This window comes from Pseudomonas sp. P116 (assembly GCF_020149425.1).
Classification (GTDB): Bacteria; Pseudomonadota; Gammaproteobacteria; order Pseudomonadales; family Pseudomonadaceae; genus Aquipseudomonas; species Aquipseudomonas anatoliensis.
In genome coordinates this window covers 218,638-238,646 of the sequence record NZ_JACVHB010000007.1, presented here as the reverse complement: position 1 = coordinate 238,646, position 20,009 = coordinate 218,638, and the positions used below count along the sequence as shown (strand labels likewise).

19 protein-coding genes are annotated in these 20,009 nt (G+C 58.2%); 8 read left to right on the top strand and 11 right to left on the bottom strand.

Features of this window, described 5'->3' with window-relative positions:
- Positions 1-72: 72 nt before the first annotated feature.
- Together ICA15_RS22960 and ICA15_RS22955 are read left to right on the top strand one after the other, a co-directional pair.
- Positions 73-1,227, top strand: a complete 1,155-nt coding sequence (locus tag ICA15_RS22960; protein ID WP_210554729.1) for a MalY/PatB family protein — start codon at positions 73-75, stop codon at positions 1,225-1,227.
- A gap of 244 nt (positions 1,228-1,471) precedes the next feature.
- A complete protein-coding gene (locus ICA15_RS22955) occupies positions 1,472-2,251 on the top strand; it encodes a TSUP family transporter (protein WP_150615690.1) in 780 nt (259 codons plus the stop codon).
- Here ICA15_RS22955 and nudC read toward each other — a convergent pair.
- From nudC to ICA15_RS22935, 4 genes are all read right to left on the bottom strand, one after another.
- The gene (gene nudC / locus ICA15_RS22950) at positions 2,219-3,049 is read right to left on the bottom strand and encodes an NAD(+) diphosphatase (protein ID WP_150603426.1); all 831 of its coding nucleotides are present in this window, start codon (positions 3,047-3,049) and stop codon (positions 2,219-2,221) included. The genes ICA15_RS22955 and nudC overlap by 33 nt on opposite strands.
- Positions 3,050-3,054: 5 nt before the next feature.
- Positions 3,055-3,867, bottom strand: a complete 813-nt coding sequence (locus tag ICA15_RS22945) for a crotonase/enoyl-CoA hydratase family protein (RefSeq protein WP_210554728.1) — start codon at positions 3,865-3,867, stop codon at positions 3,055-3,057.
- A gap of 188 nt (positions 3,868-4,055) precedes the next feature.
- Positions 4,056-4,979 (bottom strand): magnesium transporter CorA family protein, encoded by a 924-nt coding sequence (locus tag ICA15_RS22940; RefSeq protein WP_210554727.1) that lies wholly within the window; start codon positions 4,977-4,979, stop codon positions 4,056-4,058.
- 7 nt (positions 4,980-4,986) lie between these two features.
- Positions 4,987-6,561 (bottom strand): RimK family protein, encoded by a 1,575-nt coding sequence (locus ICA15_RS22935; protein WP_150615692.1) that lies wholly within the window; start codon positions 6,559-6,561, stop codon positions 4,987-4,989.
- Between the two features lie 92 nt (positions 6,562-6,653).
- Here ICA15_RS22935 and ICA15_RS22930 point away from each other — a divergent pair, with 92 nt between their 5' ends.
- On the top strand, positions 6,654-7,754 hold the full coding sequence (locus ICA15_RS22930) for a GNAT family N-acetyltransferase/peptidase C39 family protein (protein ID WP_210554726.1): 1,101 nt from the start codon (positions 6,654-6,656) through the stop codon (positions 7,752-7,754).
- A gap of 194 nt (positions 7,755-7,948) precedes the next feature.
- On the opposite strand, the gene ICA15_RS22925 is transcribed toward ICA15_RS22930, so the two are convergent.
- Together ICA15_RS22925 and ICA15_RS22920 are read right to left on the bottom strand one after the other, a co-directional pair.
- The gene (locus ICA15_RS22925) at positions 7,949-9,097 is read right to left on the bottom strand and encodes a PQQ-dependent sugar dehydrogenase (protein ID WP_210554725.1); all 1,149 of its coding nucleotides are present in this window, start codon (positions 9,095-9,097) and stop codon (positions 7,949-7,951) included.
- Between the two features lie 51 nt (positions 9,098-9,148).
- Complete coding sequence (locus ICA15_RS22920; protein ID WP_150603096.1) at positions 9,149-9,469, bottom strand: hypothetical protein; 321 nt, start codon at positions 9,467-9,469, stop codon at positions 9,149-9,151.
- A gap of 189 nt (positions 9,470-9,658) precedes the next feature.
- On the opposite strand from ICA15_RS22920, the gene ICA15_RS22915 reads away from it, so the two are divergent.
- On the top strand, positions 9,659-10,525 hold the full coding sequence (locus ICA15_RS22915) for a Ku protein (RefSeq protein ID WP_210554724.1): 867 nt from the start codon (positions 9,659-9,661) through the stop codon (positions 10,523-10,525).
- Between the two features lie 197 nt (positions 10,526-10,722).
- Here the strand turns inward: ICA15_RS22915 and lpxO are convergent, their stop codons facing one another.
- A complete protein-coding gene (lpxO, locus tag ICA15_RS22910) occupies positions 10,723-11,622 on the bottom strand; it encodes a lipid A hydroxylase LpxO (protein WP_150603098.1) in 900 nt (299 codons plus the stop codon).
- A 380-nt stretch (positions 11,623-12,002) separates the two neighbouring features.
- Here lpxO and ICA15_RS22905 point away from each other — a divergent pair, with 380 nt between their 5' ends.
- Together ICA15_RS22905 and ICA15_RS22900 are read left to right on the top strand one after the other, a co-directional pair.
- A complete protein-coding gene (locus ICA15_RS22905) occupies positions 12,003-13,589 on the top strand; it encodes an ABC-F family ATPase (RefSeq protein ID WP_150603099.1) in 1,587 nt (528 codons plus the stop codon).
- Positions 13,590-13,834: 245 nt separating this feature from the next.
- Positions 13,835-15,022 (top strand): MFS transporter, encoded by a 1,188-nt coding sequence (locus ICA15_RS22900; protein ID WP_210554723.1) that lies wholly within the window; start codon positions 13,835-13,837, stop codon positions 15,020-15,022.
- Positions 15,023-15,113: 91 nt separating this feature from the next.
- Here the strand turns inward: ICA15_RS22900 and ICA15_RS22895 are convergent, their stop codons facing one another.
- Both ICA15_RS22895 and ICA15_RS22890 read right to left on the bottom strand, forming a co-directional pair.
- Positions 15,114-16,151: an alpha/beta hydrolase family protein gene (locus ICA15_RS22895; RefSeq protein WP_210554722.1), complete on the bottom strand. Its 1,038-nt coding sequence runs from the start codon at positions 16,149-16,151 to the stop codon at positions 15,114-15,116.
- Positions 16,152-16,387: 236 nt separating this feature from the next.
- Positions 16,388-16,999: an FMN-dependent NADH-azoreductase gene (locus tag ICA15_RS22890; protein ID WP_047301015.1), complete on the bottom strand. Its 612-nt coding sequence runs from the start codon at positions 16,997-16,999 to the stop codon at positions 16,388-16,390.
- 128 nt (positions 17,000-17,127) lie between these two features.
- Here ICA15_RS22890 and ICA15_RS22885 point away from each other — a divergent pair, with 128 nt between their 5' ends.
- Together ICA15_RS22885 and ICA15_RS22880 are read left to right on the top strand one after the other, a co-directional pair.
- A complete protein-coding gene (locus ICA15_RS22885) occupies positions 17,128-18,036 on the top strand; it encodes a LysR substrate-binding domain-containing protein (RefSeq protein ID WP_150615699.1) in 909 nt (302 codons plus the stop codon).
- The gene (locus ICA15_RS22880; protein ID WP_210554721.1) at positions 18,033-18,392 is read left to right on the top strand and encodes an MmcQ/YjbR family DNA-binding protein; all 360 of its coding nucleotides are present in this window, start codon (positions 18,033-18,035) and stop codon (positions 18,390-18,392) included. The genes ICA15_RS22885 and ICA15_RS22880 overlap by 4 nt, the downstream gene beginning before the upstream one ends.
- A gap of 119 nt (positions 18,393-18,511) precedes the next feature.
- Here the strand turns inward: ICA15_RS22880 and ICA15_RS22875 are convergent, their stop codons facing one another.
- Positions 18,512-18,940 carry a DUF1294 domain-containing protein gene (locus ICA15_RS22875; RefSeq protein WP_150615701.1) on the bottom strand — a complete coding sequence of 143 codons (429 nt, stop codon included), beginning with the start codon at positions 18,938-18,940 and terminating at the stop codon, positions 18,512-18,514.
- Positions 18,937-19,767: an undecaprenyl-diphosphate phosphatase gene (locus ICA15_RS22870; protein WP_150603105.1), complete on the bottom strand. Its 831-nt coding sequence runs from the start codon at positions 19,765-19,767 to the stop codon at positions 18,937-18,939. The genes ICA15_RS22875 and ICA15_RS22870 overlap by 4 nt, the downstream gene beginning before the upstream one ends.
- Positions 19,768-20,009: the final 242 nt, after the last annotated feature.

The window sequence follows — 20,009 nt, the reverse complement described above, 5'->3', positions numbered from 1 at the left end:
CTTCGGCAGCTCCTACAGGGGTTCAAGGTTTATCATGTCCGGCAGAACTCACCCGCCTTCACGAGACCGCGCATGACTTTCGATTTTGATCAGGTATTCGACCGCCACAACACGGGCAGCACCAAGTGGAGCCGCTACTCGGCCGACGTGTTGCCGATGTGGGTCGCTGATATGGATTTCGCCGCGCCGCCGGTGGTCATCGAGGCGCTGCAACAGCGCCTGCTGCACCCGCTGGTGGGTTACAGCGTCGCGCAGGACAACCTGCGTGAAGCCATCGTTGCCGACCTCTGGACCAAGTTCGCCTGGAAAGTCCAACCGCAAGAGCTGATCTTCCTGCCGGGTGTTGAATCCGGTTTCAACATGGCGCTCAAGGCGCTGGTGCAGCCGCAGCAGAATGTCGTGGTGCAAGTGCCGAACTACCCGCCACTGCGCCATGCGCCGGCTCATTGGGGTTTGAACAAGGTTGAGCTGGAATTCGTGCCGCAGGCTGACGGCACCTACGCCACGCCGCTGGACACTTTGCGTGATTCGCTGAACGGCGGCGGCGCGTTGCTGCTGAGCAACCCGCACAACCCGATCGGCAAAGTGTTCGGCCGCGATGAGCTGCAAGCGGTGGCGGACATCTGCGTGGCGCAGGACGCATGGATCATCTCCGACGAAATCCATGCCGAACTGTGCTTCGATGGCCGCGTGCACATTCCGACCGCTTCGCTGAGCGCAGAAATCGCCCAGCGCACGATCACCCTGATGTCGGCGAGCAAGGCCTACAACATCGCCGGTCTCAAGACCTCGTTCATGATCATTCAGGACGCCGCCCTGCGCGAACGCGTCAACCACGCCCGTTGCGGCATGGTCGACAGCGTCAATCCGCTGGGCATGGAAGCCACCCGCGTCGCTTACAGCGAAGGTGGGCCATGGCTGGCCGAGTTGAAAACCTACCTGCAGGCCAACCGTGATTATCTGGTTGAAGCGGTTCGCAGCCGTTTGCCGGGCGTGACCATTAATGTGCCGCAGGGGACTTATCTGGCTTGGCTCGATTGTTCGGCTCTGGATCTGGAAAACCCGCAGCAGTTCTTTCTGGAACAGGGCAAGGTCGGTTTGAGCGCCGGGCTGGACTTTGGCGATCAAAATCAGCAGTTCGTGCGGCTGAACTTCGGCTGCCCGCGGTCGTTGCTGGAAGAAGGGATTGCACGGATGGAACGCGCGTTGGCCAATCGCAACGCTTGACCTAGGCACAACGCAATCCCCTGTAGGAACTGCGGCACGCTGCGATCTTTTGATTTTGATTCTGAATTTCAAGATCAAAAGATCGCTGCCTCGTTGCACTCGAAAGCTCCTACAGGGTTTTGGGAACAACTCTAAGACCTGCTCGCGAAGACGTCAGTCGTCTCGCCGCAACACTTGGATACAGGTAACATGGCAGCCCTTCCCCGCAGCTCCGATCTGCGCCCCTGCCGAATAAGTCGACTCCATGCCTTTTGAACTCAGCGTTGACCTCACCACTTTGGCCATTCTGGCCGTTGTCGCTTTCGTTGCCGGTTTCATCGATGCCATCGCTGGCGGTGGCGGTCTGTTGACCACGCCTGCGCTGCTGACCGCTGGCCTGCCGCCGCATCTGGTGCTGGGCACCAATAAGCTGAGTTCAACCTTCGGTTCGGCGACGGCCAGTTTCACTTTCTACCGGCGCAAGCTGTTTCATCCTCGCCAGTGGATGCACGCGATTGTCGGCACCCTGGTCGGTGCGTTGACCGGCGCCGTCGTCGCCCATTACCTGCCGGCGGAATGGCTGAACAAAATGCTTCCGGTGATCGTGTTTGCTTGTGGCCTGTATCTGTTGTTCGGCGGCACGCCAAAAGCGCCGCTGGACAGCGACGCGCCGATCAAGAAGAAATGGCAATCGACCCAAGGCTTCAGCCTCGGTTTCTACGACGGTGTGGCCGGTCCCGGCACGGGCGCGTTCTGGACCGTCAGCAGCCTGCTGCTGTACCCGATCGACCTGGTCAAGGCCAGCGGCGTGGCGCGCAGCATGAACTTCGTCAGCAACATTGCGGCGCTGTCGGTGTTCATATTTTCCGGGCAAGTTGACTGGATCATCGGCCTGAGCATGGGCCTGTCGGTGATGGTTGGTGCTTTCTTTGGCGCGCGCACCGCAATCAGCGGTGGCGCCAAGTTCATTCGTCCGGTGTTCATCACCGTGGTGCTGGGATTAACCGTGCGCCTAGCCTGGCAACACTGGTTCAGCGTGGCCTAAGCGCCGCGCCACATAGACGTCGATCAGGTAACGGGCAATTGATTTTGATGCCGGCAACGGCGGCAGATCGTGCACGTTGAACCACTGGGCGTCTTCAATCTCGTCTTCCTGACAGACAATCTCGCCGCCCGCGTATTCAGCGTGAAAACCCAGCATCATCGAGTGCGGGAACGGCCAGCACTGGCTGCCCAGATACTGGATGTTCTTCACTTCGATCTGCACTTCTTCGCGCACCTCGCGAATCAGGCATTCCTCCGCCGACTCGCCCGGTTCGGCGAAACCGGCCAGCGTGCTGTAGACCCCACTGACAAACCGCGGTGAGCGTGCCAACAGAATCTCGTCGCCACGGGTGATCAGCACGATCATGCTCGGCGAAATCCGCGGATAACTGCGCAGATCACAGGGCTGGCAATACATCGCCCGCTCGCGCGGCACTTGCGTCATGGCTTGCCCGCAATTGCCACAGAAGCGGTGTTCACGGGCCCAAGTGCCGATCTGCGCGGCATAACCCAGCACTTTGTAGATCGTGTGATCGCCGTCGAGCATGAACGCCCGCAGGCCTTTCCAGCTGCAACCCATGACCTCGCTGGCACTGCGCAACTCCAGCAGGTACACCGGCTCGCCATCGAGGTGGCCGATGCCATGCTCGGCCAGCACCGACAAGTCCTGACGCTTGAGCCATTCACGCGGGAACAGCGCGCCGTTGTCGTCGAACAGAAAGCCTTCGGGGCTACGCGCCACGGCCAAGCCGCCGGGTTGATCGGTGTCCAGTACTGCAGTGGTCCAGCGAGATGTCATGGTTCTCAATCCACAAATTCGGGTTTCTGTTTGCTCATATGGGCGGCCATGGCCACGCGCAAGTCGGTGGATTGCAACATGGCGGCGTTCCAGGTGGCAACGTATTCGAGGCCGTCGTCGATGCGATGGTCGCGCATGTAGCTGATCATTTCCTTGGTGCCGGCAATTGCGATGGGCGACTTGGACGCGATGTCGCGAGCGATGTCCAGCACGCCTTCGAGCAGCGCGTCATTGTCACTGTAAACGCGATTGACCAGACCGATGCTGCGCGCTTCTTCAGCGCCAAAGTGGCGACCGGTGTAAGCCAGTTCACGCAGCATGCCGTCCCCGATGATCCGTGGCAACCGTTGCAAAGTGCCAACATCGGCGGCCATGCCGATATCGATTTCCTTGATCGAGAATTGCGCGTCTTCAGCTGCGTAACGCATATCGCAGGCGGCGATCAGATCGATGGCGCCGCCCAGGCAGTAACCCTGAATCGCCGCAAGCACCGGTTTGCGGCAATTGTCGACGGCGTTGAACGAGGCTTGCAGGGTCAGGATTTTTTTGCGCAACAAGCGCGCATTGCGGCCGACATCCTTGCCCAGTTCATTGGCGACGCCGGCGAGCATCATCAGGTCGATGCCGGAGGAAAAGTGTTTACCGTTACCGCTGAGCACCACCACGCGCACTTCGTCGGTGTCGTCGATCCACTGGAAAATCTCGACGATCTCGCTCCAGAACGCGGCGTTCATCGAGTTGATCTTTTCCGGACGATTGATCTGCACATGGGCGATATTGTCGGCCAGTTCGACGCTGAAGGCGGTGTATTGAGACATGGCAGTGATCCTTTACCGGGCTGAAAATGAGGCCCGAACTATAACAAGGCATCACGGTGGCGGTTCGGCCAAATGCGGGACTGTGAGAAATACATAAACCGTGTAGGAGCTGCCGAAGGCTGCGATCTTTTGATCTTGAAAATCAAAAGATCGCAGCCTTCGGCAGCTCCTACAGGGATTACCAACGATCAACTGGCCAAGCGCCGCAGCCCAAACAACATCCCCCCTGCCCCCAGCAACATCGCCGCCAAAAACAGCGGATACGACACCCACCACGGTGTTCCCGCGGTCATCATGCTGAACTCCGACATCCCGCCAATGCTCGCAATCAGGTTCAACGGCAGAAACACCACGTTGATCAATGTCAGTTTGCGCAACAGGTTGTTCATGCTGTTGTTCATCAAGTTGCCGCGCGCGTCGATCAGCCCGGAAAACACCGTGGAATAAATCTCCGCCTGTTTGTAGCACTGGTTGTTTTCGATGATCAGGTCGTCGATCAGGCCGATCGCTTCACTGTTGAAATGCAGTTTTTCGGCGTGGTTGCGCAGCCGCGTGAGCACCGCGCCGTTGCTGTGCAGGGCGTTGATGTAATAGATCAGGCTTTCGCTGAGGTTGAACATCTGCACCAGATGCTGGTTCTGCATCGAGGCGTTGAATTTTTGCTGCAACTCGCGGGCGACCAGTTTGATCACCTTCAAGTGCCCGAGGTAGTGATGGATGTTGTTGAACAGCAGGTCGAGCAGAACATCCAGCGGCGTGTTTAACGGCTGGCGAGTGCCGAGGCCGTGCAGCGGCGTGTCGTCGGTGGCGATCACCAGCAACTGCCCGGGCGAGAACAGCAAACCGCACGAAGACACCTCAAACGCAAGGCTGCCGCCACCGGAATAGTTTTCCGGGCGCTTCCAGATCAGGAACAAGTGATCGGGGTGAAACTCGATTCGCGACACTTCGTCCGGATCGAGTGCCGAGGCCAGTGCGTGTTCATCGACTTTGAAATGACTGTGCAGCAGGTCACGCTCGGCGGCGTCGGGATCGCTGAACAGCATCACCTCGGCGTCCAGTCGTTCGACCCGCTGCAAAGCACCATGGCTCAATGCAAAACTGTTGATCATCGGCGCTTCACCAGGCCTGGCCGCGACGTTTGAGCTCCAGCCGCCGCACAAACTCTTCCAGCACCAGTGAATACAAATCGTCCTGCAAATAAGCGTCTTCGATACCGGCGTCCATGTTCGGGTTGTCGTTGACTTCGATCACCACCACCTTGTCGCCGGCCTGTTTCAGGTCCACGCCATAGAGGCCGTCGCCGATCAGGTTGGCCGTTTTCACCGCCAGTTCCACCACGGCGCGGGGTGCCTCGTGGACCGCCATTGTCCGGCATTCGCCGTTGATGTCCTGGCCCTTGGCCTTGTGGTTGTAGATTTGCCAGTGGCCCTTGGACATGAAGTACTGACACGCGAAAATCGGTTTGCGGTTGAGCACGCCAATGCGCCAGTCGTACTCGGTGTAGAAAAACTCCTGGGCCAGCAACAGCACCGAATGTTCGAACAGCTCGGCCGTGGCTTCGAGCAGCGCCTGCTGGCTTTCGACCTTGATCACACCCCGCGAGAAACAGCCGTCGGGGATCTTCAACACCAACGGAAAACCAAGGCGTTCCCCTACCCGCTCGAAATCTTCGGGTCGCTCCTTGTACAGAATCTCCGTCGCGGGCATGCCCAGTTGATGGCTGTTGAGCAGGTCGGTGAGGTAGACCTTGTTGGTGCAGCGCAGAATCGAGGCCGGATCGTCCATCACCACCAGCCCCTCGCTTTCAGCCTTCTTGGCGAAACGGTAGGTATGGTTGTCGACGCTGGTGGTTTCGCGAATCAGCAAGCCGTCGTACTCGGCGAGTCGCGCGTAATCCTTGCGCTCGATCAGTTCGACGTCGATGCCCATGGTCTTGCCGACCCGAACAAAGTTCGCAAGCGCCTTGCTGTTTGATGGCGGCAACGCTTCTTGCGGATCGTGCAAGATCGCCAGGTCATACCGCGCCACTTGCTTGGAGCGAGGCACCCGCCAGACTTTGCGGCTGAAGCCATCAAGCGCATTGGCGAATTGATCTTCCTGGTCGTCGCGCAACTTATGCAATGTGCCGGACTTTATGCCCTCGATGTGCCAGCCGTTAGTTCGACGAAACTCAACTAACAGAATTGGACAGGGAAACACTTCAAACAATTGGCGAGCCAGATCCTGTAACGGCTCGATATGCGTTTTGCCAAAATACAGCGTCAGGGTGAAACCTTCGGTATCGCTGTAGAGATGATGGCTTAGGGCTTTTTCCAGGGTTTTATCTAGATCATCCAGCGCCAGGCCGTAGAGTGACTTCTTGGTCAGTTCGCTGATCGTGCGAACCGACGGAATCACTTTGTGCCCGCGGGCTTCGGCCAGCAGCGAGCAGTAATAGCCATGGCCGAGGTACTTGTAGCTGCGGCACAGATTGATTACCTGCACACGCTTGCCTGGCTCGCTGTCTCGGGTTTGCTCGAGGTATTCCTGCGCCGTGATGATGTCCTCGCTGGGGAAGTACGAAGCCCAGTCTTCCTTGCGCTCGACAATGATCAACACTCGACTGGAAGTGCCAGTCGCTGAATTTAAATAAGTTGCCGCCGGCAAACTTTGCTCGGATACTTCGCGCCAATGACCCTGTACCGCTGACATAGAGATTGATCCGTTGGAGAACAAGACCTTTTCTATTAAGCACGAAGTTTTTCGAAAGTCTCGTTTCGTTACGCAACTTTTACGGTGGTCATATGAGTGCTGTTTTTCGTTTGGCGGTAGTTGAAGATCTGCCGGCGTTGCTGGCATTGGAAATGCAATGTTTCACCACGGACGGGCTCAGCCGTCGCAGTTTTCACTGGATGATTACCCGCGCCCACGCACAATTGCTGGTGGCCGAGCTCGACGGGCAAATACGGGGTTACGCACTGGCGTTGTTTCACCGTGGTACGTCGCTGGCACGGCTGTATTCCATCGCGATTGCTGCCGAGGCGCGCGGGAGCGGGTTGGGTAAACAACTGCTGCAACGGATCGAGACTTGCGCGCTGGAACACGATTGCGCGTACCTGCGCCTGGAAGTACGCACCGACAACCCCGCCGCCATTGCCCTGTATGAACGCAATGGTTACCGGCGTTTTGCACTGATCCACGACTACTACGAAGACCATGCCGACGCGCTGCGCCTGGAGAAACGCATTCTTCAGCATCGAGACTCACGCAGCATCAAAGTGCCTTGGTACGGACAAACCACCGATTTCACCTGTGGCCCGGCGTGTCTGTTGATGGCCATGGGGGCACTGCAGTCAGAACGCTTGTTGGAGCGACGGGAGGAACTGCAGATCTGGCGTGAGGCGACCACCGTTTTCATGACGTCGGGACATGGTGGTTGCAGTCCGCAGGGATTGGCGCTCGCGGCGTGGCGACGGGGATTTCGCGTGCGTCTGGAGTTGAGTCTGGCGGGGCCGTTGTTCCTTGACGGCGTACGCAATGAGCATAAAAAAGACGTCATGCGCCTGGTCCATGAAGAGTTCACCGCGCAGTTGGCGCAGACCGATGTCGAGCGAGTGATCGGTGCTGCGCTGGATTTGCCGCGCTTACTGGAAGCGGGAGGCCAACCGCTGGTGCTGATCAGCAGCTATCGGCTGACACGATCGAAATCACCGCATTGGGTAGTGGTGACTGATTGCGATGAGGATTTTGTTTATCTGCATGACCCCGATGTCGATCACAGCCAGCATCGCCAGCCCATGGACTGCCAGCATGTGCCGGTCAGTCATGGAGAGTTCGAGAAGATGTGCCGGTTTGGGCGGGGGAAGCTGCGGGCTGCTGTGATTCTTTACTCACGTAGTGATTAGCCTGCCCCTGACCCTGATTCTGACACTGACCCTTATGCTGATGCTGATGCTGATGCCGATGCCGATGCCGATGCCGATGCCGATGCTGAACCTGTAGGAGCTGCCGAAGGCTGCGATCTTTTGATCTGGTTTTTAAAAACAAGATCAAAAGATCGCAGCCTTCGGCAGCTCCTACAAGGGCATGCATTTCAAAGTCAGGGCTTCAGGCCGATCTTATAGAGCGAACCCTTCTCCTCATCCGTCAGCACATACAAATACCCATCCGGCCCCTGTCGCACGTCACGAATGCGCTGTTTCAGTTCACCCAGCAAGCGCTCCTCATGCACGACCTTGTCGCCATCGAACTGCAAGCGAATCAACTCCTGGCTCACCAGCGCGCCGACAAACAGGTTCTGCTGCCACGGTTTAAAACGATCGGCATCGTAAAACGCCATCCCAGTGACACCCGGTGATTTTTCCCAGACATGGCGCGGATCGACACCCCCTTCAACAGTTTTTCCCTTGGCTTCCGGGATCGGCTGCAAGGAATAGTTGATGCCGTGGGTCGCCATCGGCCAGCCGTAGTTTTTCCCGCGCTCGATGATATTCACCTCATCGCCACCGCGCGGTCCGTGTTCGTTTTCCCAGATTGTGCCGTTCCAGGGATTGAGCGCCGCACCTTGCGGGTTGCGAATGCCGTAAGCCCAGATCTCCGGTCGCACGCCTGACTGACCCACGAACGGATTGTCGTCCGGGACTTTGCCGTCCGGGTAGATCCGCACAATCTTGCCTTGCAGCTTGTCGAGATCCTGCGCAGTCGGCCGGTCGTTGTTTTCACCCAGGGTGATGAACAGATAACCATCGCGATCAAACACCAGCCGAGAACCGAAGTGGTTGCCGGTGGAGAGTTTTGGTTCCTGGCGGAAGATCACTTTGAAATCCTTCAGCGTCTTCAAGTCATCCGACAGGTAACCGCGTCCCACCGCCGTGCCGGCCTTGTCTCCCGCGCCGCCACCTTCGGCGTAGGACAGGTAAACCAGTCGGTCCTGTTTAAAGTCGGGTGACAACACGACATCCAGCAAACCGCCCTGCCCCTTGGCCCACACTTGCGGCACGCCGTCTATGGGTCCCGATAGCTTGCCATCGGCACCGACCACGCGCAGATTGCCCGGTCGTTCGGTCACCAGCATGCCTTGGCGATCCGGCAGGAAGGCCAGCGCCCATGGATGCTCAAGTCCTTGGGCAATCGTGGTGACTTCAAGAGTGCCTTGCTCGCTTTGCAGCTCTTGGGGGGCGGCGGCGAACACCGGAGCGCTTATCAGAGCGCCGGCGCACAGGCTGGCTAGAAGGGTTTTACGCAACATGCACGATTCCTTTTGTGGTTTCAAAGGCTGGCCGACCGTTTGATCTGCCGTTTAACGTTGAGTGTCGGTGCTTCGCGAAGGTGGGTTGGGAATGAATGTGGGCGGCTTGCTGGGCACCGAGCGAATCGGCTGGCCATTGCCAATGCCCCTGTTGTCGAGCGTTGGCGGACGTGGCACGGGAACGGTGTTCGGCCCTCGGATGGGCGGCGAGCTGGGCTGGGTGCCCTGCATGCTGTTGGGATTCGCCCGGCGAATCGGACTGTTATAGGGGTTGTTGCTGTTGCCGGTCGGACTCTGCGCCAGCACAACGTCCGCATGAACCAGGCCGCCACTGAGTGTCAGGACGGCGATGCCAATCAGAAATCGGTTCATGGGACAGCCTCTCGATGTGCGTGGAGTAGAGCCTTCGAGTCCACGCTACGCTTCAGGTTCGGATTTGTTAACCCGTCGGTCTTAAACAACATGTAACACGGCTTGACCGAGCCAGACTGAAAACGCGCATTCTCCGGAAACTTTCGCGCCGGGCTTCAGGTCACCTGATCATCACTCGGAGAACTCACCATGGCTCGGGCAATCTGGAAAGGCGCGATCAGCTTCGGACTGGTCCATATCCCTGTCGCGCTGGTTTCAGCGACCTCGTCTCAAGGCGTGGATTTTGACTGGCTCGACAGTCGCAGCATGGACCCGGTTGGCTACAAGCGCGTCAACAAGGTGACCGGCAAGGAAGTTACCAAGGAAAACATCGTCAAAGGTGTGGCCTATGAAAAGGGCCGTTATGTGGTGCTCAGCGAGGAGGAAATCCGCTCGGCGCACCCGGTTTCGACCCAGACCATCGACATCTTTTCCTTCGTCGACGCCGAGCAGATCCCGTTGCAGAACATCGACACCCCCTATTACCTGGCGCCGGATAAGCGCGGTGGCAAGGTTTATGCGCTGTTGCGTGAAACGTTGAGCAAGACCAACAAGGTTGCGCTCGCCCGCGTCGTGTTGCACACGCGTCAGTATCTGGCGGCGCTGATGCCGCTGGAGTCAGCGCTGGTGCTGGTGAAATTGCGTTGGCCACAGGAAGTACGCGGTCTCGACCAGCTGGAACTGGGCAGCGAAGTGACCAAGCCGCAGTTGGCCAAAGGTGAGCTGGACATGGCCAAACGTCTTGTCGAGGACATGAGCGGGGACTGGAGCCCCGAGGATTACAAAGACGAGTTCGAAGACAAGATCATGGCACTGGTGGAGAAAAAGGCCCATGAGGGCGAGATCGAGGATGTCGAGACGGTGGGTGGCGAGGAACAGCGCAAGACTGCCGATGTTATCGACCTGACCGAGCTGCTTAAACGCAGCCTCGGTGGCAAGACACCGGCTAAGCCGAAGGCCAAAACGGCCTCGAAAGCAGCGCCGGCGAAGAAGACCAAAAAAGCGTCCGGGGCATGACAATTGAAGGATTGTCAGCTGACTGACAGGTTGTTTTTGAGAGAGTCATCGCGAGCAGGCCGGCTGCACGCAATTCCTGTAGGAGCTGCGGCACGCTGCGATCTTTTGATCTGGCCTTTAAAAAAAGCAAAGTCAAAAGATCGCAGCCTCGTTTCACTCGACAGCTCCTACAGTCAATCGCGCAGTTTCGAGGTCACTCAGATCAGGATGAAGATCGCCAGCAAACCACCAAAAATCGCCCACTTTTCCATGTAGTACCGCGCACGATTGCGCTTTTTCAGCTCTTTGCCACGCAATCGGATCTTGTAGATCTTGGTAAACAAACGGTTGATACCACCGGTACGGTCACCCGCATCATTGGGCGCACCGGCGGCGGACATCACCGTACGACTGAACCAGCGATTGAACGCTGCAGCCCAGCGATACTTCAGCGGTCGCTCAATGTCGCAGAACAGGATGATCCGGTTCTTGTCAGTGGTGTTTTCCGCGTAATGGATGAAGGTTTCATCGAACATCACCGCTTCACCGTCGCGCCAGTGGTAGTTCTCACCGTCGACGTTGATGTAACAACCCGCGTCGTTAGGCGTGTCCAGGCCCAAGTGGTAACGATAGGATCCGGCGTACGGGTCGCGATGACGTACCAGTTTCGAACCTGGCGGCAGCTCGGCGAACATCGCAGCCTTGATCGAGCCAATGCTCTGCACCAGTTCCGTAGTGCGCGGGCACAGCTTCATGGCCGACGGATGGCTCTCGCCGTACCACTTGAGATAGAAACGCTTCCAGCCGCTTTTGAAGAAGGAGTTGAAACCGACGTCGTCATATTGGTTCGAGCGCTTGATTTCCCCCGCACGCAGCAGGTTCTGGCCCTCTTCGCGGATTTCTTCCCAATGCGCCTGCAACGGGCTCAGGTCGGGGAATTCAGTCGGATCAAGGTAAGGTTTGTTCGGCTTTTTCGAGAACAGGTAGAGAAAGCAGTTGATCGGCGCCAGAAACGTCGAATGGTCGCTCAGTTGTCGCCCCAGTTTGTGGCGCACACGGCCACGCAAGTGAACGTATGCAATGGAAATGACATAAATAGCAGCAATGATGAGTTTCACGGAATTCGTCACACGTCAGAAGTGAACAAACTGCGCGCCTGTCGGCCTGAGGCCCAGCGTCTTATGCAGTGGTCTGAGTACAAAATGGCACGTCCTTGAGCCCGCGCCGCTGTAGGGCGGTGGTTGAATGGATGGCATTTTAGCCACACTTTGTAACGGATAGTGAACCTTCATCTGTGAAAAACTGTCCCGCGATAGTGCCAATCGGCACCCGCGACGTCTTCGCCCTATCGTTTAAAGAGCCAGACCAGTACAATCGCCGCCAAACTTTACGCGCCCCCTTGGTTGATGCCGGGAACTCCCCGCTTCAGCGCACTTTGACTCGGGCCAAGCGCTACGGCCGCACCCTCGCTATTCAGAATGCTTCGCAGGAAAAACTCTTGATCTCTACAGCTAACATCACGATGCAGTTCGGCGCCAAGCCGCTCTTCGAAAACGTTTCCGTCAAATTCGGCGCGGGTAACCGTTATGGCCTGATCGGCGCCAACGGTTGCGGCAAGTCGACCTTCATGAAAATCCTCGGCGGTGACCTTGACCCGTCGGGTGGCCAGGTCATGCTCGAGCCGAACGTGCGCCTGGGTAAGCTGCGCCAGGATCAGTTCGCCTACGAAGAATTCACCGTAATCGACACCGTGATCATGGGTCACGAAGAGCTGTGGAAGGTCAAGGCCGAGCGGGATCGCATCTACTCGCTGCCGGAAATGAGCGAAGAAGACGGCATGGCCGTTGCCGAGCTGGAAACCGAATTCGCCGAAATGGACGGCTACACCGCCGAATCCCGTGCCGGTGAACTGCTGCTGGGCCTGGGTATCGGCATCGAGCAGCACTTCGGCCCGATGAGCGAAGTGTCGCCAGGCTGGAAACTGCGTGTGCTGCTGGCTCAGGCACTGTTCTCCGATCCGGAAGTGCTGTTGCTCGACGAACCGACCAACCACCTGGACATCAACACCATTCGCTGGCTGGAAAACATCCTGACCCAGCGTAACAGCCTGATGATCATCATCTCTCACGACCGTCACTTCCTGAACAGCGTGTGCACCCACATGGCTGACCTGGATTACGGCGAGCTGCGCCTGTTCCCGGGCAACTACGACGAGTACATGACCGTGGCGACCCAGTCCCGCGAGCAACTGCTGTCGGACAACGCCAAGAAGAAAGCCCAGATTTCCGAACTGCAATCGTTCGTCAGCCGCTTTTCGGCCAACGCCTCGAAAGCCAAGCAGGCCACTTCCCGCGCCAAGGCGATCGACAAGATCCAGCTGGCCGAGGTCAAGCCTTCGAGCCGTGTCAGCCCGTTCATCCGTTTTGATCAGAACAAAAAGCTGCACCGTCAGGCCGTCATGGTCGAGAAGATGGCCAAAGGTTTTGACGGCAAGCCACTGTTCAAGGACTTCAGCTTCCAGGTTGAAGCCGGCGAACGCGTAGCGATCATCGGCCCGAACGGTATCGGCAAGACCACTCTGCTGCGTACTCTGGTCAACGAACTGACTCCGGATGCCGGTAGCATCAAGTGGACCGACGCGGCCGAGCTGGGCTACTACGCCCAGGATCACGCGCACGACTTCGAAGACGACATGACCCTGTTCGACTGGATGGGTCAGTGGACTCAGGGCGAGCAAGTGATCCGTGGCACTTTGGGTCGCATGCTGTTCTCCAACGACGAAATCCTCAAGTCGGTGAAGGTGATTTCCGGTGGTGAGCAAGGCCGCATGCTGTTCGGCAAGCTGATCCTGCAAAAGCCGAACGTGCTGATCATGGACGAACCGACCAACCACTTGGACATGGAATCCATCGAGGCGCTGAACCTGGCGCTGGAAAACTACCCGGGCACGCTGATTTTCGTCAGCCACGACCGTGAGTTCGTATCGTCCCTGGCCACTCGCATCATCGAGCTGAGCCCGGACGGCGTGACCGACTTCAGCGGTACGTATGACGATTACCTGCGTAGCCAGGGTGTGGTGTTCTAAAAAGCAGCTTCGAGTTTTCAGCTGCTAGCTGCAAGTCAAGAGCCCTGTCCATGTGACAGGGCTTTTTGCATTCAAGTGTTGAAGATCAAAAGATCGCAGCCTTCGGCAGCCCCAACACCGGACCGCTTTTGATCTTTGTAGGAGCTGCCGAAGGCTGCGATCCTTTGATCGTTAGCCAGCTTCCTTTTGTTCCACACCCACGCCATGATGCGAATTCTCCCACCGCCGCCCGCGAACGAGTCCTCATGTCTGCGCAGCAACTGCCACCACAAAGCTCCATGGCGATCACCGTGCAGATCGTCTCCATCGTTTTCTATACCTTTATTGCCTTCCTCTGCATCGGTCTGCCGATTGCGGTGCTGCCGGGTTATGTACATGAACAACTGGGTTTCAGCGCGATCATTGCCGGGTTGGTAATCGGCTCGCAATACCTGGCCACCCTGCTCAGCCGACCGATGGCCGGGCGCATGTCTGACACCCTCGGCACCAAACGGGCGATCGTTTATGGCTTGCTGGGGATTGTGCTCAGTGGCGCGCTGACGCTGCTGTCCACGTTGCTGCAAAGCTATCCGCTGCCGAGCCTGCTGATTCTGATTCTCGGCCGATTGCTGTTGGGCATTGCGCAGGGGCTGATCGGTGTCGGCACCATCAGTTGGTGCATGGGCCAGGTCGGGGTTGAGCACACCGCCAGATCCATCGGCTGGAACGGCATCGCGTCGTATGGCGCCATTGCGATTGGCGCGCCGCTGGGCGTGGTGATGGTGGCCGAATACGGTTTCACCAGCCTCGGCATTTCGCTGTCGGTGTTGGCGGCGGGGGCATTGCTGTTGATCCGCAACAAACCTTCGGTGCCGGTGATACGCGGTGAGCGCCTGCCGTTTTGGGCCGTGTTCGGGCGGATTGCACCGTTCGGCGCGAGCCTCACGCTGGCCTCGATCGGCTACGGCACTCTCACCACATTTATCACCCTTTATTACCTCAACCGCGGATGGAGCGGCGCGGCGTATTGCCTGACGGTGTTCGGCGTGTGTTTCATTGTGTCGCGACTGCTGTTTATTTCGGCGATCAGTCGATTCGGCGGTTTCACCTCGGCCATCGTTTGCATTGCCGTTGAAACCGTGGGGCTGGTGATGCTGTGGCTCGCGCCCTCCACCGCTTTCGCATTGATCGGCGCCGGACTGGCGGGTTTCGGCCTGTCGTTGGTGTATCCGGCGCTGGGGGTCGAGGCGATCAAGCAGGTACCGGGTTCCAGTCGCGGTGCCGGGTTGAGTGCCTATGCGGTGTTCTTTGACTTGGCACTGGCGGTTGCCGGGCCGTTGATGGGGGCGGTGGCGTTGAATCTGGGGTACTCGTGGATTTTCTTCAGTGCGGCGCTGTTGTCGGTGACCGGGCTGGGGTTGACCTTGATGCTCAAGCGCCGGGCGAGCCCCTGAAAAGCAGGATCAAAAGATCGCAGCGTTCCGCAGCTTCTACGCCAAGCCAATGTAGGAGCTGCCGAAGGCTGCGATCTTTTGATCTTCCGTGTTACTGATCCGCAGTCTGCATCCCCGCCCGTGTAGGCCAGCCCAGCGCATGGGCGAAAAATCGACCCGCCTCGGAAATCAGGTTGCGATGGATGTCTTTGCGATCAACCCCGTCGGCATCCGTACACAGCGCCGGCATGGCAATAATCTGCTCTTCGTTGCACGGCGCCATGAACACAAAGTGCCCTGCCCCGGCCAGCAATTTGAAATCCGGTGCGGTCGGCAGTTTGCGCGCCAGTGCGGCAGCGTTTTTATCGAATGCGACGAGTTTGTCGCCATCGCCGCTGTACAGCAGCACGGGCACATGCACGTCTGCCAACGTATGTCGGCCGAATTTCAAACTGAGCGGCGCCATCAGCAACAAGGCGTGCACGCGTGGGTCGGCCACCGGCTGCAAGTCATCACGGTCAACAATGAGCTCGCCTTGGGTGTTGCAGGCATCACGGTCGTCCGGGCGTTCCTGGCAATAGCGGCGCAGGCGATCCAGGTCCGGTTGTGCCCCCGAAAGAATCAACGCTGTCTCGCCCCCCGCCGAATAGCCGATCACGCCGACCTGCTCAGCATTGACGAACGGCGCCAGCATGGAGTCGCCAAGGGTCGCAGTAATCGCTTCGGAAATCTGGATCGGTCGCCCGTAAAGATTGCTCAGGGTGCCGAGTCGGCTGTGATCTTTGGAGTTGTCGCCGGGGTGAATCACCGCCACCACGACGAACCCCTTGCGCGCCAGCGACGTGGCAAGATCGTGCAGGGCCAACGGCGTGCCGGTGTTGCCATGAGACAGCATCAGCATCGGGAACCGGCCCATGGCGACTTTGGTGTCTTCGCCCGCTTCGACCGAATAACCCTCGAGCAGGCTCAGGTGTTCGCGGTCGTTGGAGGGATAGAACGCGATGGCGCGCATCGGTTGCAAGTCGAGCGGATCGAGGAACGTCATCTCGTGGTAACCGACGCTCCACACAGGATGACGCCCGGGCGCCGCCTGCACTGAATTCAGGCTGCCGAGCAGGCAAATCAGTAACGTTGCACAAAGACGCATCACGCGATGCCCCACCCTGTTGTGACTCAATCCAAAGATCCGTTGCAGTGCGAGCCCCGAACGACGGGCAATCGATGTTCCGGGTCGACACTGCGCTCAGACGCTGATCGTTTGACTGCATAACCCGGGCCAGATTATGTAACAGTCAGAAACAAAAAACTCCGTATTTGGCCCTTGCGGAACCAGAATACAGAGTTTTTGAGAGACTACCTGAACATCAGCTGTTCTTTACGCAAGCCTTACGCGGCGGCGAACAGTTGCTCGCTGATCTTCGCTTGCGCGGCGGTCATGGCGTTGTTGCGCACTTCGTCACCGTACGCCAGGCCTTCGGCACGGACGATTTCGATGTCGGTGATGCCAAGGAAACCCAATACCAGCTTCAGATATTCTTCGTGAGCGATGCCGCTGGCCTGACCGGCGTGAATGCCGCCAGAAGTGGAAACGATCACCACTTTCTTGCCACCGCACAGGCCTTCAGGGCCGGCTTCGGTGTAGCGGAAGGTCTGACCGGCAACGGCAACGCGGTCGATCCACGCCTTGAGTTGCGTCGGTACGGTGAAGTTGTACATCGGTGCAGCGATGACTACAGCGTCGGCGGCGATGAACTCGGCCAGTGTCGAAGCGCTGAGGTCGGCTTCGTGTTGCTGTGCGGCGTTACGCAATTCAGCGGTGGTGCCGGCGGCAACCAGAGTGGTCGACGAGAAGTGGCTGATGGCATCGGCGGCCAGGTCACGGTAAGTCACCACAGCGCTTGGCTCAGCGGCCTGCCAGGCTTTGACGACTTCGCTGCTCAACAGACGGGAAGCCGAGTTGTCGCCCAGAATGCTCGAATCGATATGCAGCAGTTTCATGTGGGATCTCCTGGAATGAATCGCCGGTGGCGACGGAATGGAGACAATCCTACGCAAGAAACCAATAGCTGATTAGCCGCCAGCAATGCGATAGTTCGTCCCACTGATAGAACAGTTGGGTACCAACCATGCAAGATCTCAACGATCTCTACTATTTCGCCAAAGTCGTCGAGGCTGGCGGTTTTGCGGCAGCCGGACGTCTGCTGGGGATTCCAAAGTCACGACTGTCACGCAGAATCGCCGAACTGGAAGAGCGCCTCGGTGCGCGTTTGCTGCAACGCACCACGCGCCAACTCAATCTCACCGCCGTCGGCGAGCGTTATTTGCGTCACTGTCAGGCGATGCTGCTTGAAGCGGAAATGGCCGACGAAGCCGTCGCCAGCATGTCCAGCGAACCGCGGGGTCGTTTGCGTGTGTCATGCCCTACCGGTCTTGCGCATGAAATGCTGCCGTGGGTGATCAGCGACTTTCTCGGCAAATTTCCTCAGGTGCAACTTGAAGTGGTGCTGCTTAATCGTCGGGTCGATCTGGTCGCCGAAGGCTTTGATGTTGCCCTGCGCGTACGCGAGCTGGGTGATGAAGATCCATTGCTGGTCACCCGACGTCTGCGCCAGGCACAAACGGTGGTCGTGGCCAGTCCGACATTCATGCAAGGCCAGTCGATCAGCCATCCGCAAGAGCTGAAGAACCTGCCGGTGCTCGGGGCGCTGGAGGCCGATCGCCTGGTGCACTTGCGTTTACTCGATCAGCAGGGCAACAGCTTCGAACTGAGCATGGAAGCACGGCTGGGCATCGACGATTTTGTCGTGCGCAAGGCCTGCGTACTGGCCGGCCAGGGTTTCACGATGCTGCCTATGATGTTTTGCGAAGCGGAGCTGGAAAGCGGCGCCTTGGTGCAATTGCTGCCCGAGTGGTCGCTGCCCGGCGGTTGGCTGCAAGCAGTTTACCCGCATCGGCGTGGGGTCATGCCGGCGGTGCGTGCGTGGATTGATCACCTGGTCGAGTCGTTCAATGCCTGTGGGGAGCGGTTGTTATGAGCAAGGGAAAAATGAGCGAAGCGGATGTCGCCGCGTTTTGTCTGGCCTTGCCCGGCGCGCGCGAGGACTACAAGTGGGGTGGCGTGCGGGTGTTTTCGATTGCGGGCAACAAGATGTTCGCCTTGCAGGGTTTACGCGGGGATTCGCTGGCGTTCAAGGTCGACAAGGACCTGTTTCTTGGTCATTGCGATCGACCGGGGATTCATCCGGCGCCCTATCTGGCCCGGGCACAGTGGATCATCATGCATCCACCCTACCCGCTGGGGGCTGAGGAATTGCAGGGCTTGCTACAACGCTCGCATCAGTTGGTGGTGAGCAAGTTGCCGAAGAAAACCCGGGTTGGCCTACTTCTGTAACTCACTCCCTGTAGGAGCTGCCGAAGGCTCGGGCCGCGATCGGACGATCTTTTGATCTTGTCTTTTAAGATCAAAAGATCGCAGCCTTCGGCAGCTCCTACAGGGGGTTTGCGGTGGGGTTAGAGCAGGGTTAGCAGATTCGAGCCAAGGAACAACTGGTCGATCCAGAACACCTGATGCAGCGCGACAATCACCCAGAACAGCACCTGAAACGACACCTTGCGCGTCTTGTGCCGGAATACTTGCTGGGCAATCAGCGCGCCCGGCCAGCCACCGGCCAGTTCCACGGCATGGAGGATGTTTTCCGGCGTGCGCCATGCATCGGTGCGCGCCTTGCGTTTGTCTGCCCAATACATGAAAAACGCCAACACGCTGACGATGCCGTACGCCGCCAGCGGCACCAGCGAAATGCCGCTCAGCCACATCGACAGCGAGCCTGCCAACGGCAACGCGCAGACGATCAACAGAACGACCAGCTTCAGTTTCAGGTTCTGAATGCTGCCACCGGACGGCCGACCTTCGGGTCGGCGGGCGCGCGAATCATTCATGCCTTGGCCGCCGTCCAGTCCACCCAGCCGAACTGCCATGTCGCCAGAATCACCAGCCCGAACACGATCCGATACCAGGCGAATGCCGCATAGCTATGGCTGCCGATGAATTTGAGCAAGCCGCGCACCGCGATCATCGCGAAGATAAACGCGGTGACGAAACCGATGGCGAACACCGGAAAATCCGCCGGCACAAACAGATCCCGATACTTGTAGCCCGAGTACACCGCGGCACCGACCATGGTCGGCATGGCGAGGAAGAAAGAAAACTCGGTAGCCGTCTTGCGCGACAGGCCGAACAGCAGGCCGCCAATGATCGTCGAGCCGGAACGCGAGGTGCCGGGAATCATTGCCAGGCATTGCGCGAAGCCGATTTTCAGCGCGTCGCTCCAGCGAATTTCATCGACCGTCTCGGCATGCACTTCATGCTGACGCTTTTCGGCCCACAACATGATCACCCCGCCCACCACCAGCGCGGCCGCCACGGTGATCGGGTTGAACAGGTATTCGTGGATAAGATCAGCAAAAATCACTCCCAACACCACGGCTGGCAAGAATGCGATCAGCAGATTAGCCGTAAAGCGACGCGCACTTGGCTGGGTCGGCAAGCCGATGACCACGTCGAAAATCTTGCGGCGAAATTCCCAGACCACCGCGAGAATCGCGCCGAGCTGAATAATGATGTTGAACGCCATGGCCCGTTCGCCGCCGAAGTTGAGCAAGTCGGCAACAATGATCTGGTGTCCGGTACTGGAAATGGGCAAAAACTCCGTCAGCCCTTCTACAACTCCTAGTATCAATGCCTGCAAGGCGGTCCAAAGATCCATCAATCCCCCAAAGAGCGATGCACGCCGGCATGCCCCGATAGTATTTTTTTACGTTCACTGCGATCAGCGTAGCTGGTTAATGCTGGACCGATTCCGCGCGCACAGGATCCTTACGAAAGGGTCAAAATTCCGTGAAATAGCAACTTCGATTCAGGTTTTCACGCGCGGGGCCGAAATCCTAACAGACAAGCCTTAATAGCGCTGCCGCGTTATACGACTTGGGTCGCGTATGCCCGCCTACG